14 protein-coding genes are annotated in these 12,657 nt (G+C 64.3%); 7 read left to right on the top strand and 7 right to left on the bottom strand.

Annotation, left to right across the window (positions count from 1 at the left end):
- Positions 1 to 13: 13 nt before the first annotated feature.
- Positions 14 to 418, bottom strand: coding sequence for a hypothetical protein (locus ACOXXX_RS15050; protein WP_422827424.1), 405 nt, complete (start codon positions 416 to 418; stop codon positions 14 to 16).
- 70 nt (positions 419 to 488) lie between these two features.
- The gene (locus ACOXXX_RS15055) at positions 489 to 1,439 is read right to left on the bottom strand and encodes a fatty acid desaturase family protein (protein WP_422827425.1); all 951 of its coding nucleotides are present in this window, start codon (positions 1,437 to 1,439) and stop codon (positions 489 to 491) included.
- Positions 1,440 to 1,855: 416 nt separating this feature from the next.
- Between ACOXXX_RS15055 and ACOXXX_RS15060 the strand changes: the two genes are divergently transcribed.
- The 6 genes from ACOXXX_RS15060 to ACOXXX_RS15085 are packed head-to-tail and all read left to right on the top strand — an operon-like array spanning position 1,856 to position 7,917.
- Positions 1,856 to 4,732 carry a monovalent cation/H+ antiporter subunit A gene (locus tag ACOXXX_RS15060; protein WP_422827480.1) on the top strand — a complete coding sequence of 959 codons (2,877 nt, stop codon included), beginning with the start codon at positions 1,856 to 1,858 and terminating at the stop codon, positions 4,730 to 4,732.
- Positions 4,733 to 4,734: 2 nt separating this feature from the next.
- Positions 4,735 to 5,085, top strand: a complete 351-nt coding sequence (locus ACOXXX_RS15065; protein ID WP_422827481.1) for a Na+/H+ antiporter subunit C — start codon at positions 4,735 to 4,737, stop codon at positions 5,083 to 5,085.
- The gene (locus ACOXXX_RS15070) at positions 5,082 to 6,737 is read left to right on the top strand and encodes a monovalent cation/H+ antiporter subunit D (protein ID WP_422827426.1); all 1,656 of its coding nucleotides are present in this window, start codon (positions 5,082 to 5,084) and stop codon (positions 6,735 to 6,737) included. Before ACOXXX_RS15065 ends, ACOXXX_RS15070 begins: the two co-directional genes overlap by 4 nt.
- A complete protein-coding gene (locus tag ACOXXX_RS15075) occupies positions 6,738 to 7,238 on the top strand; it encodes a Na+/H+ antiporter subunit E (protein WP_422827427.1) in 501 nt (166 codons plus the stop codon).
- Positions 7,235 to 7,522: a K+/H+ antiporter subunit F gene (locus ACOXXX_RS15080; protein WP_422827428.1), complete on the top strand. Its 288-nt coding sequence runs from the start codon at positions 7,235 to 7,237 to the stop codon at positions 7,520 to 7,522. Before ACOXXX_RS15075 ends, ACOXXX_RS15080 begins: the two co-directional genes overlap by 4 nt.
- A complete protein-coding gene (locus tag ACOXXX_RS15085) occupies positions 7,519 to 7,917 on the top strand; it encodes a Na+/H+ antiporter subunit G (protein WP_422827429.1) in 399 nt (132 codons plus the stop codon). The genes ACOXXX_RS15080 and ACOXXX_RS15085 overlap by 4 nt, the downstream gene beginning before the upstream one ends.
- A gap of 47 nt (positions 7,918 to 7,964) precedes the next feature.
- Here ACOXXX_RS15085 and ACOXXX_RS15090 read toward each other — a convergent pair whose 3' ends face one another.
- Complete coding sequence (locus ACOXXX_RS15090; protein WP_422827430.1) at positions 7,965 to 8,354, bottom strand: nuclear transport factor 2 family protein; 390 nt, start codon at positions 8,352 to 8,354, stop codon at positions 7,965 to 7,967.
- A gap of 123 nt (positions 8,355 to 8,477) precedes the next feature.
- Here ACOXXX_RS15090 and ACOXXX_RS15095 point away from each other — a divergent pair, with 123 nt between their 5' ends.
- Positions 8,478 to 8,912 (top strand): universal stress protein, encoded by a 435-nt coding sequence (locus ACOXXX_RS15095; RefSeq protein ID WP_422827431.1) that lies wholly within the window; start codon positions 8,478 to 8,480, stop codon positions 8,910 to 8,912.
- 4 nt (positions 8,913 to 8,916) lie between these two features.
- Here the strand turns inward: ACOXXX_RS15095 and ACOXXX_RS15100 are convergent, their stop codons facing one another.
- The 4 genes from ACOXXX_RS15100 to ACOXXX_RS15115 all read right to left on the bottom strand — a co-directional run bounded on the left by ACOXXX_RS15100 (position 8,917) and on the right by ACOXXX_RS15115 (position 12,614).
- On the bottom strand, positions 8,917 to 9,378 hold the full coding sequence (locus ACOXXX_RS15100) for a GNAT family N-acetyltransferase (RefSeq protein ID WP_422827432.1): 462 nt from the start codon (positions 9,376 to 9,378) through the stop codon (positions 8,917 to 8,919).
- 93 nt (positions 9,379 to 9,471) lie between these two features.
- Positions 9,472 to 10,554, bottom strand: a complete 1,083-nt coding sequence (gene tcuB, locus ACOXXX_RS15105) for a tricarballylate utilization 4Fe-4S protein TcuB (RefSeq protein ID WP_422827433.1) — start codon at positions 10,552 to 10,554, stop codon at positions 9,472 to 9,474.
- Positions 10,544 to 11,941, bottom strand: coding sequence for an FAD-dependent tricarballylate dehydrogenase TcuA (gene tcuA, locus ACOXXX_RS15110; RefSeq protein WP_422827434.1), 1,398 nt, complete (start codon positions 11,939 to 11,941; stop codon positions 10,544 to 10,546). The genes tcuB and tcuA overlap by 11 nt, the downstream gene beginning before the upstream one ends.
- Positions 11,931 to 12,614 carry a GntR family transcriptional regulator gene (locus ACOXXX_RS15115; protein WP_422827435.1) on the bottom strand — a complete coding sequence of 228 codons (684 nt, stop codon included), beginning with the start codon at positions 12,612 to 12,614 and terminating at the stop codon, positions 11,931 to 11,933. The genes tcuA and ACOXXX_RS15115 overlap by 11 nt, the downstream gene beginning before the upstream one ends.
- Positions 12,615 to 12,657 lie beyond the last annotated feature (43 nt).

Consider the following 12,657-nt stretch of genomic DNA (forward strand, 5'->3'; position numbering starts at 1 on the left):
TCGACCAGGCCGTTTATTGCTGCGGCAATGAAATCTCGTTGCGGATGTCGGTGATCTGGATGCGGCAGGACAGCTCTTGCTCCAGCCTTTCGATCCATCCGCTGAAATACATCAGAAAGGATGTCAGCACGTTCGGCTCCTGATGCGGCTCTTGCGCCGCCCGCCGGGTGTTGAGCACAAGAACCGCGCAGGCCTTTGACGGCTTGAGGCAGAACACCAGACACGGGCCTTTGGGTGGTGCGCCCAGAAAATACGACGCACCGTTGGTGCACATGCCGCTGGGATCGTACCGATCGCCGAGGTGCCGCAAAAGGGCGTCGTGATCCAGCGCCGTCACCATTTTCCCCGATGCGGCGAGGTAGGGCAAAGAGGCGGGCGTGCGCAGCCAGACCTGTTCACCGCTTGCTTTCATGAACATCACGTCTCTCCTTGGGTGGAACAAGAAAGGCCCGGTGTCGATGCGACGACGCCGGGCCGTTTGGAAAATATCAGGCGCTGCTGGTGCGCGACGCCGCGGGATCAGCGAAGAGCTGTTTGTAGAACCGCGCATAGAAACCGGCATAGGATTCCGCGCGGTACTGGATATAGGGCCGGACCTTGCGTTCGATGATCGGCAGGTTCTTGATCGGCACGGCGGGCAGCCAGTGATGCTCCACATGCAGGTGATTGTTGTTGACCGCCCAGGCGACAAGGCCGTTGGCATCCACCGAGCGGCTGTTTCTGAAAGCGTCGCGGCTTTCACGATCGCATTCGAAATGCTCGGGCAACTGGATGTGAAAGTTGAAGATCGACGCGGGAATGAGCGGCAGCAGCCACAGCTTGACGAAGATCCACGTGGGCCAGAGCACCGACACAGCGACCACAGCCACAATCACCGCCGCCATGATCAGCAGATCGCGCCGCTCGTCATCGCGGATGCCGTGGTGCTTTGTCCGGCCAAGAAGCGCCAGACCCATCTTCCGGAACATGACGATGATGTTGTCGATCATCAGCCAGTGCCACAGCAAAGAGCCGACGCCGCGAATATTCTCGAGCTCGAATTCGAAGCCTTCGTGCCGGACGTCCTGATGGTGCTGGAGATGCGACCGTTTCCATGCCGCAAAGCTGGTGATCATTGGCGTGGCCATCAGGATGCCGAAGACGGTGTTCAGCGGTTTCCAGCGGATCGCGGTGTTGTGGATGCACTCATGCACAATCTCCATGTTCCGGGCGTAGACAAAGCCCATCAGGATCGCGCCAAGGGTCAGCCCCCAGAATCCGCCGACAGAAAGGGCAAGCCAGGCGCCCGCGCCCCAGATCACCCCGTGTTCCACCATCTTGCGGACGAAAACCCAATTGTCGATCTCTAGCAGTTCGGGGCTTTCGCGCAGGATGTCGCGCTGCTTCGGCGGCGCGTGCTCGGCCAGGCTGGGGGGCTGCGTGGTCTGCGCTGCGGACATGGGTCTCTCCTCTCGGACGGACAAGTTACGATTGCATGAAAGGTGACCCCGGGGACGATTCGCAGCCACTACCCGGGCTGGTAGGTTTGCGAAAGGTCGAAATTTTTTATATTTTTGCCAGATAGTTGCGCCCTGATCGCACCCTGAACGCGCCCGCAACCGCAGGTCGAGGCGCAATTGCTAGCACCCCGAAGATAGCGGCAGGACATCCCTCTTTTCAGATTAGGCATGTCAAGTGACATGACAAATCTGCTGCCCCCGATGCGGCCACTCTGCCCGGTTTCGCCGCAGTCATTGGTTTGCAATCCCGACGGGGGCCGCTAAACCTATGACAAGCGGCGGCATTCCCTTGAGCCTTCGGCGGATTTTCCGCACAAATGGCCGATGCACCCGCATGGACAGTATCGGAGGTTCTCTTGTCGCTCTTCCTTGTCGTCGCCTTGCCGTTTCTCGGGGCTCTGCTGCCCGGCCTGCTGATCGGTGCGGGCCGCAAGGTCTGCGCGGGCACCACCTTTGCGGTGAGCCTGACCGCGCTGATCGGGCTCTTGTCAAACCTGCCCGCGCTTCTGCGGGGCGAGGTGGTGCAGGCCCGGATCGACTGGTTGCCCGCCCTGGGCATGAACATGAACCTCATGATGGACGGGCTGGGCGCCTTCTTTGCGGTGCTGATCCTGGGCATCGGTCTGCTGATCATCGCCTATGCCAAATCTTACCTGTCGCGCGAAGACAACATGGGCGAATTCTTCACCTACCTGCTGTTGTTCCAGGGCGCGATGGTGGGCATCGTGCTAAGCGACAACATTCTGGTTTTGCTGGTTTTCTGGGAGCTTACCTCGCTGTCGTCCTTCCTGCTGATCGGGTACTGGAAACACCTTCCCGAGGGGCGACAGGGCGCGCGCATGGCCCTGACCGTGACCGGCATGGGCGGCCTTGCGATGATCGGCGGCATGCTGATCCTGGGCCAGATCGCCGGGTCTTATGACCTGAGCGTGATCCTGCAGAACCGCGACCTCATTCAGGGCCATCCGCTTTACGTTCCCGCGCTGATCCTGATCCTGCTGGGCTGCTTTACCAAGTCCGCGCAGTTCCCGTTCCATTTCTGGCTGCCGCATGCGATGGCCGCGCCGACGCCGGTGTCGGCCTACCTGCATTCGGCGACGATGGTGAAAGCCGGGATTTTCCTGATGGCGCGCATGTGGCCGGTGCTGTCAGGCACGCCCGAATGGTTCTACATCGTCACCACTGCGGGACTGATCACCATGGTGCTGGGCGCGGTGATCGCGCTTTTCAAACACGATCTGAAGGCTCTGCTGGCCTTTTCGACGGTCAGCCATCTGGGTCTGATCACCATGCTTCTGGGCACCGGAACCGCCTTCGGTGCGATGGCGGCGGTGTTCCACATCCTCAACCACGCGACGTTCAAGGCAGCGCTCTTCATGTCGGCGGGCATCGTCGACCACGAGGCGCACACCCGCGACATCCGCAGGCTGGGCGGTCTGCGCCACCTGATGCCGATCACCTTTGTCATCGCCACCATCGCCGGTCTGTCGATGGCCGGCATCCCGTTCTTCAACGGCTTCCTGTCCAAGGAAATGTGGCTTGAGGAAGTGTCACACACCAAGCTTTTCGGCCCCGAATGGCTGGTCCCGGCGTTGGCGACCTTCGGGGCGCTGTTTTCGGCGGCCTATTCCTTCCGCTTGATCGGGCACACCTTTCTGGGCGCCAAGCGCGACGATTATCCCGCCCATCCGCATGATCCGCCCGCAGGCATGTGGCTGCCGCCTGCCTTCCTGACGGTCCTGGTAATTCTGATCGGCGTGATGCCGTTCCTGGCCGAACCGGCGGTGAAGTTCGTGACTGCGGCGGTGCTGGGTGGCGTCTATGACGTGCCGGGCGCGCATCTGGCGCTTTGGCACGGGGTCACCCCGGCGCTGATCATGTCGATCATCGCGGTTGTCGGCGGCCTCATCCTGCTGTCCGTCTTCTCGCCCCTGTCGCGGATGTGGGAAGCGGCACCGCGCCCCGAGGCGAAGGTCATCTTCGAAGGGCTGGTCGAGGCTGTGGCGCGGCTGGCCCGTGGCATCACCGGGGGCCTGCACGACGGCGCGTTCACACGCTACGCTGCGATCCTGGCGGTCGCCATCGTCGCTGCCGCCGGGCACGCCTGGTTCACCAGCACGAACCAGGCCCCGACCCTGCAGGCGACGCCGGTTCACGTCATCGCAGTAGCCGGGTGGCTGGCGCTGATCCTGGCCACCGGGTTCCTGGTGCTCAAGCACCGCAACCGCCTGCTGGCGCTGATCCTGATGGGGATCGTCGGGCTGGTGGTGTCGGTCGGCTTTGCCTATTTCAGCGCGCCCGACCTTGCCATGACGCAGATCTCGGTCGAGGTGGTGACGATCGTGCTGCTGCTTCTGGCGCTGAACTTCCTGCCCGACACGACGCCCAGCGAAAGCAGTTCGGGCAAGAAGTTTGTCGATGCGGTCATCGCCATCGTCGCCGGTCTGGGCACGACAGCGCTGACCTATCATCTGCTGATGCGCGATTTCGTGGAATCGCCGATCTCGGAATACCACCTGGCGAATTCCTACAAGGGCGGCGGCGGCACCAACGTGGTCAACGTGATCCTGGTGGATTTCCGGGGCTTTGACACCTTTGGCGAGATCATCGTTCTGGGCATCGCGGCGCTGGTGATCTTTGCGCTGACCGAAACGCTGCTGCGCGGGCCGGTGCGCGCGCGGCTGCTGAACCGCGTGCCGGACAAGCCGCTGGCCGGTGACCGGCATCCGCTGATGATGGTGGTGCTGACCCGGGTGATGATGCCTGTGGTGCTGATGGTCGGGGTCTTCATCTTCCTGCGCGGGCACAACCTGCCGGGGGGCGGCTTTATCGCGGGCCTGGTCGTCGCCATCGCCGTCGTGATGCAGTACATGGCCAGCGGCTTCAACTGGGCCACCGAACGCCAGCGCTATCCCTATCACGGCATCATCGGCGCCGGGGTCCTGGCCGCCGGTCTGACCGGCATCGGCGCCTGGTTCACCGGCAACCCGTTCCTGACATCGGCCTTCGGCTATTTCCGCATCCCCCCGATGGAGGAGTTCGAACTGGCCACCGCCGCCGCCTTCGACCTGGGCGTGTTCCTGGCGGTGCTGGGGGCTGTCATGCTGTCGCTTGAATCCTTCTCGCGACTGGCACGCCGCGCCCATACCGAGGATTCAGACTACGCCATGGACATCGATCCCAGCCGCGAGGATACCGCCGACGACGCCATGACCGCGGAGGGCACGTCATGAGCATGGAACTTCTCGTCGCCTCTGCCGTGGGTCTTCTGACAGCCGCCGGACTTTACCTCGTGTTCCGGCTGCGCACCTTCCCGGTGATCATCGGGGTGTCGCTCCTGACCTATGCGGTCAACGTGTTCCTTTTCGCCAGCGGCCGCCTGACCATCGGCGCACCGCCCATCCTGATGGACGGGGTCGAAACCTATGCCGACCCGCTGCCGCAGGCGCTGGTGCTGACGGCCATCGTGATTTCCTTCGGCATGACGGCGGTGGTGGTGATGATCGCGCTTGGCGCGTTTCTGGGGGCCGACGACGACCACGTGAACGACCCGCCGGATGGCGATGAGCGGGAGGGCCGCGCATGACCCACTGGATCGTTGCCCCCGTTATCCTGCCCGCCATGCTTGCGGCGTTCATCGTGCTGGTGGTCCGGTTCCACCTGAACCTCAGCCGCGTCTTTTCCATGGTCGGAACGCTGGCGCTGGTCGCGATCTGCGCCGGTCTTGCATGGCAGGCCTCGGACGGGACCATCGGGCTTTACCAGCTTGGCCACTGGGCCGCCCCCTTCGGCATCGTGCTCGTCACCGACCGGCTGTCGACGATGATGGTGCTGCTGACCGCCGTGCTGGCGGTGCTGGTTCTGCTTTACGCCATCGGGTCGGGGTGGGACAAACGCGGTCCGCATTTCCACGCGCTTTTCCAGTTTCAGCTCATGGGCATCATGGGCGCCTTCCTGACTGGCGACCTTTTCAACCTCTTCGTCTTTTTCGAGGTGCTGCTGATCGCCTCCTACGGTCTGATGATCCATGCGGGCGGCACCACAAGGCTGCGCGCGGGCACGCAATACGTGCTTTTCAACCTGCTGGGCTCGACGCTCTTTCTGTTCGCTCTCGGGGCGATCTACGCGGAAACCGGCACGCTCAACATGGCCGATCTGGCCGGGCGCGTCGCGGCCATCGCGCCCGAGAACAGCACCGGCATCCGCGTCGCGGCGGTGCTGCTGCTGATGGTCTTTGCGATCAAGGCCGCCATCGCGCCGCTGCATTTCTGGCTGCCCGCCAGCTATTCCGAAGCGCCCGCCCCGGTTGCGGCGCTTTTCGCGATCATGACCAAGGTCGGCGCCTACGCGATCATCCGCTGCTACACGATGATCTTCCCGCCCGAGCTTGAGACGACCGGCGGGCTTTACGGCATGTGGCTGCTGCCGGTGGCGCTGGTGGGCCTTGCGGTCGGCATGATCGGGGTGCTGGGGGCGAAATCGATGGACCGGCTGGTGGCGTTTTCCGTGATCGGGTCGATGGGGATGCTGACCACCGCCGTGGCGCTTTTCACGCCCGACGGGATCACTGCCGCGCTTTATTACGTGATCCATTCGACGCTGGCCGCCGCATCCCTGTTCCTGATCGTCGATCTGGTGCGGGCGGGCCGGGGCGGGGCGGGGCTGGGCCTGCACCCGGCCAAGCCCATCGCGGGCGGCGCGATGATCGCCGCGATGTTCTTTGCCGCCGCTATCGCCATGGCGGGCCTGCCGCCGCTATCGGGCTTCATCGGCAAGCTTCTGGTACTGGATGCGGCCTATGGCACGCCGCTGGCCTGGACCGCATGGGCCGTCATCCTGGGGTCGAGCCTTGTGGCCGTTGTCGGATTTTCCCGCGCGGGCAGCGTGATCTTCTGGAAAGCGCACCAGGTCGCGACCGAAGCGGAAGACGCGTCGTCGCCCGAGGACAACCGCGGCACACATGAACCGCACGATCCCGCGGGCCGAACCCCGGTGGTCGAACTGGTGGCCATCGGCGCGCTGCTGGCACTGCTGGTCTCGCATACGGTGCTGGCGGGGCCGGTCACGCGCTACATGGCCGCCACCACACAGCAGCTTTTCGCGCCGCAGGATTACATCGTCACCGTGCTCAGCACGCCGGGCAAGGTCCTGTCGAAGGACAAGCACGGCGAAGACGGCTACGGCGAGGATGCCCATGCCGACGAAAGCGAGGACGCAACGCATGACGGAGGACACTAAATGACCCGGGTCGCCCGTTCCTTCCTGCCGCATCCGTTCCTGACGGTGCTTCTGATCGTGGTCTGGTGCCTGCTTGCCAACCAGGTGACCCTGGGCACCGTCGTCTTCGGCGCGATTCTCGGCATTCTCATCCCGCAGGGCACGGCCGCCTACTGGCCGGGCGCACCGCGCGGCATCAAGGCGGGCAAGTTCGTCGTCTACCTGCTGGTGGTGATCTGGGATATCTTGGTAGCGAACGTGCAGGTCGCGTGGATCGTCCTCACCCGCAGCAACCCCGCAATGCGCACCCGTTGGGTGACCATCCCGCTCGAGCTGCGCACGCCCGAGGCCATCACCATCCTTGCGGGCACCATCACCCTGACGCCCGGCACCGTGTCCGCCGACATGTCCGATGAGGGCCATTGCCTGCTCGTGCATGCGCTGGATGCCGCGTCGCCCGAAGAGGTGCGCGACGAGATCAAGCACCGTTACGAACGTCGCCTGAAGGAGATTTTCGAATGATCGCCCCGGACCGGCTTTACGACCTTTGCCTGCTCATCGCCTTTGTGGCGGTGGCCCTGGCGCAGCTTCTGGCGATGATCCGTCTGGTCATGGGCCCGGATGTCAGCGACCGGATCCTGGCGCTGGACACCATGGTGGTAGATGCCATCGGCCTGATCGTCCTCTTGGGCATCGCGCAGGGCACGCAAATCTATTTCGAGGCGGCGCTGATCTTTGCCATGCTGGGCTTCGTGTCGTCCGTGGCCTATGCGCGCTTTATCCTGCGGGGGGACATCATCGAATGACCGGGACCGAGATTGCCGAAATCGCCATAGCCGTCTGCCTCGTGATCGGGGCGCTTTTCGTGCTGGTGGGGTCTTATGGCCTGCTGAAGCTCGATTCGCCGATGAAACGCCTGCATGCGCCGACCAAGGCGGGCACCCTTGGCGTGGGCTCGCTGCTGATGGCATCGATGATCCATTCCTTTGCCTTTGGCGACGGATCGATGCATGAAATCCTGATCATGGCGTTCCTGTTCGTGACCGCGCCGATCACCGCCAATTTCGTCGCCAAGGTGGCGATCCACCGCGGGCTCGACATGCCGACCCCGGAACCGCCGAAGGATCAGACCTGGTCGACCCTCGACGTGCCCGAACCCCAGGGCAACCCCGCGGCGCCCGAGACCCCGGCGCGGTCGTAGCGCCCAGTGTCATCGCAGGTCGCGACACCCCTGAATCGCCGGCCGCTTCAGAACAGCCCGTTGTCGTTGGCAGAGACGCCGCCGATCACTTGCAGCACGTCCCAATGTTCGACGATCTTGCCCGCGTCGTCGAAGCGGAAGATGTCGATTCCCGCGTAGTCGTCCGACCCGGGCCAGACCTGGTGACAATGCAGAACCACAAGGTCACCTTCGGCGATGGCGCGTTTGAAGGTGACGGATTTGCCGGGATAGTCGCGCGCCATCCGCGTGAAATAGTCCACAAAGGCCTGCTTGCCGTCGGCCACATGCGGGTTGTGCTGGATATAGACATCGCCCGCATAGGCATCGACCGCGCCCTGCGGGTCGCACAGGTTGAACATGCGGTCGTAGAAAGCCATCGCATCGGCCTTCATCTTTTCGAGCCTGGGATCCGGCATTGAACGTGTCCCTTTGGGTTCTTACGTCAGTTGCAGGGTTGCGGGCTGCTCCCTTGATGCGGATCAAGGCGCGCATCGCTCCAGCCTCTAACCTACTCCTGAACACAAGAAGGAGGACAGGAGATGTTCAAGAAAATTCTGGTGGCCGCCGACGGCTCCGATCACGCCAAGGTCGCGGTGGATACCGCGGCGGACCTGGCTCAGCAATCAGGTGCGGAACTGCACGTGGTGCATGTGCCCGAGGTCCAGATGACCGCCATCGCCGTCGGTGCCTCTGCGGTGGAGGTTCCCGTCAACGAGGAAGAAACCGAAAGGGCCGCTCAGGAGGTGCTGACCGCGGCCAAGGCGCAAGCCGACGAGGCTGGCGCCAAGGTCACGTCGAGCGAGCTGCGCCACGGCGATCCCGCGCTGGCAATTCTCGACCGCGCCAAGGAGGTCGGCGCCGATCTGCTGGTCATGGGGCGCCGCGGTCGCGGCCCGCTTCAGGGCCTGCTGCTGGGCAGTGTGTCACAAAAGCTGTCGGCCCATGCGGACAGCGCGGTGCTGACGGTCAAATGACCGTTCAGCGGTCGAGGTCGCGGCGCATCGTGGCGGTGTCGCCCGACCGGCCCAGCTCTTCATACCCGGCCGAAAGGTAGGCGTTGAGCGCCGGTTCGTTATCGGTTTCGCATTTCAGCGTCACGGTCAGCGCGCCCAGGTCGCGGGCGGCCTGTTCGACAAGCGCGGTCACCTGTTCGCCAGCGCCGCCCCGGGCCGAGTCTTCGAGGAACACATAGGTCAGGTGGCGCACTTCGGGGCCGATCCCGATGCGCAGGGCGAAAAAGCCCACCTCGGCCCCGGTCTCATCCATGAGGTAAAACGAGGCGTCATCAGGATCGGCAAGCCATTTGTCCTGCCATTCCAGCGGGTCGAACGGGTATTTCGCATTTGGATTGACCAGCGCAAGTTCGGTTTCGTCGGTCAGCATCGCGGCCAGCGGGCGCAGATCGAACGGGGCGTTGGGTCGTGTGGACAGATCGGGCATGGTCCCCTCTTTGATCGGTTCCGTGTCAAAGGGCCGTGGGTGACATATCCGGCAGATGCGTGCAACCGCCCGGGGATTTGTCGACGACGCGGGTCAGGTGCGCCTTGTTTGCGCATCCCGGACAAGGGCCGCCATGCGATAAAATCCATGTGCCATTTTCGAATAGGGCGTGCTGAGGAAAAAGGTCAGCACCGCGCCCAGGTGGATCGCCAGCAGCGGCGCGACAAGGCCCGTGCCGGTCGCGGCATAGAGCAGCAGACCGGTCAGCCCGGTCAGCCCCAGCAGCAGGACAAACGCCATCTCCGCCCCCCAAAGCGCGGGCGCGCCAAGCGCCGGGTCGGCCTTGGTTTTCAGCCAAACCAGCGCGGCCGCACCGATGGTCAGCAACAGACCACCCGGCACGCCCAGAAGTTTCGGCAGGCTGAAAGGGCCGTATGGGGCGGGCATGTCAAAGACGTAGTGCAGCACCGTCCCGCTGGAGGTTGAGGCAAAGCATAGAAGAAAGCCCCACATCACCGCCTGATGCGCGTGACGCCGGGCGTTGGTAAAGCGGTCTTCTTCTTCGAAATTGCACCCCTGGCCCTGCCCTCCCGCAAGGTTTCGCATCTTTGCGGCGCTGCGCGCCGCATCGGCCAGGTGGGCAAGGGTGATCCGCGCACCGCCCACCTCGGCCCAGTAGCGGCGCAGGCCCACGCCGATGGCCAGCAGCGGCAACACGAAGGCAGGCAGGAAGATCGCCACCATCGTGCCATGCGCCAGCACCGCATAGAAGCCGTTGCCGCCTGCCGGAGCCAACGTCGCGGCCACCCAGAACAGCACGGCGATGCCCAGAACCAGCGCCCCGGCCAACGCCACGCCCGAGCGTTGGAAAAGCCGCGCCGGAGCGGCGGGCCAGGCGAAGCGTTCCCACGACTCGTGACGCGCCTCTGCCAGGGCGGCGGGCAGGTTCAGCGCGAATTCATGCGGCTCGGTGTACTGGCAGGCGTAATAGCAGCCCCGGCAGTTGTGGCAGAGGTTGGCAAGCTGCGTCAGGTCGCCCGAGCCGAAGGCTCGTTCCTTGAACATCGCCGGAAAGACCGCGCAATAGCCTTCACAATAGCGGCAGGCGTTACAGATCTCGACCTGGCGTGCGGCCTCGGACAGTTTCGGGGTCAGGTCGGTGTCGTCATAGGGCATGGGCGGCGGCCTCCTGTCCCGCGATGCGTCCGAAGACGGTGCCGATGGTCATGCCGAACCCGGCCAGATAGCCCTGACCCAGGATCGAGCCTGCCATGATCTCTCCGGCGGCCCAGAGATTCGCGTAGGGTCCGGCGGCAGAGCGGACGCGGGCGGTATCGTCGACCTTGAGCCCAAGGTAGGTGAAGGTCACGCCGGGGCGTAGCGCGTAGCCGTAGAAGGGCGGTTCGGTGATCGGGCGCGCCCAGTTGGTCTTGGGCGGCTCCAGCCCATCGGTGGCCAGACCGTCAAGCTCGGTGGGATGAAACCGGCCCTCCGCATCCTCGGGACAGGCGGCGTTGAACGCGTCGACCGTGTCGCGCAGTTGCCGCCCCGGCAGGCCCAGCTGTTGCGCCAGACCTTCAATCGTATCTGCCTTGATCGGCGGAAAGACCGACGGCATGAAAAGCTCCAGGGATTTCGAGTCGATGATCGCATAGCCCACCTGATCAGGCTGCGCGGCGACCAGCCGGCCCCAGATGGCATAGCGCTTGGGCCAGACATCCTCGCCCTCGTCGTAAAAACGCTGGCCTTCCTTGTTGACGACGACCGAGAACGGCACGCAATCAAGCCGCGTGACAATGCCGCCATCGAATTTCGGCGCACGTCCGTCGATGGCGACAGCGTGGCACTGCGTCGGGTCGCCGACGCTTTCGGCGCCCTGATCCAGCATGTCGCGCAGAACGACGCCGCGATTGTAGGGCGTGCCACGAATGAGGAAATTGCGCGCCGACGGCCCCCAGGCGCGCGCCAGCCAGTCAAGATCGGCCTGAAACCCGCCCGATGCCAGAACGATCGATGTGCCGTGCAGCGTGGTGGTCTCACCGTCGCGGGACATGTCGACACCGGTCACTCTGTCGCCTTCGACATGCAGATGGGTGACCTCCGCGTCATAAAGCATGGTCACGCCCAGATCCTCGGCGGTGCGGTAATAGGCGTTCACCAGCGCCTTGCCCCCTCCCAGAAAGAACGCATTGGTCCGGCTGAGCGACAGTGTGCCCGACAGCGACGGCTGGAAGCGCACGCCATGCGCCTCCATCCACGGCAGGCACTCTTCGGACCGGCGGATGCACAGCCGGGCCAGGTGTTCGTCGGTCTTGCCTTTGACCACGCGCATGAGGTCGTCGAAATACTCGTCCTCGGTATAGCTGTCGGTCAGCACCGACAGCGGGCCTGAGTGCATGCAGCGGAAATTGCGGGTGTGGCGGGAATTGCCGCCGCGATAGGATTTGGGCGCGCTTTCCAGCAGGATCACACGGCATCCGGCCTCGGCGGCCTCGATCGCGGCGCAAAGGGCGGCGTTGCCGCCACCGACGACGATCACATCGTACCGGGTGTCAAAGGTCATCGGTGCCGGGCTCCAGCGGGCGGGCGTCGCGAATCTGGCGCAGGCGCGCGGCATGGGCGTTCTGGATGTGTTGCCGCATCGCGCGTTCCGCCGCATCCTCGTCGCGCGCGTCGAGGGCGGCCAGAACCTGACCATGTTCGGCCAGCGCCGCCTCGGCCCGGTCGGGCTGTTCCATGGTCGACCGGCCCAGAATCAGCAGGGTTTTTTGCACCGAGTCCACCGCGCGCAGCAGGAACCGGTTGCGCGCGGCATCGAGGATGGCGGCGTGGAACTGGCGGTTGAGCCGGTAAAGATCGTCGCCCGACGGTGCCGCCGACATGGCGGCATGGATGGCGGCGATCTCTGCCAGTTCAACCGATGACGCGGCGCGGGCGGCAAACCGGGCGGACGTGCTTTCAAGCACCGCGCGCATCTCGTAAAGCTCCGAGATTTCGGAATGATCCAGCGTGCGGATCGTCGCCCCCAGCCGCGGCGTGTGCACCACGAGCCCGTCCGCCTCGAGCTGGCGGATCGCCTCGCGCACGGGCGTGCGCGAGATGCCGAAACGCGCGGCAAGGTCGGTTTCGGTCAGCCGGTCGCCCGGGGCCAAGGTGCCGGTGCGGATGTCGCGCACGATCTGGCGATAGGCATCCTGTCCGGGTGGCAGGTCCAGCTTGGGCGCGGGGTCGGGCATGGCGATCCTTCTTGCTTGCGTGCGAATTGGATACCTGTGTATA

It is taken from the genome of Thalassococcus sp. BH17M4-6 (assembly GCF_049323015.1).
In the GTDB taxonomy this organism is placed as follows: Bacteria; Pseudomonadota; Alphaproteobacteria; order Rhodobacterales; family Rhodobacteraceae; genus Puniceibacterium.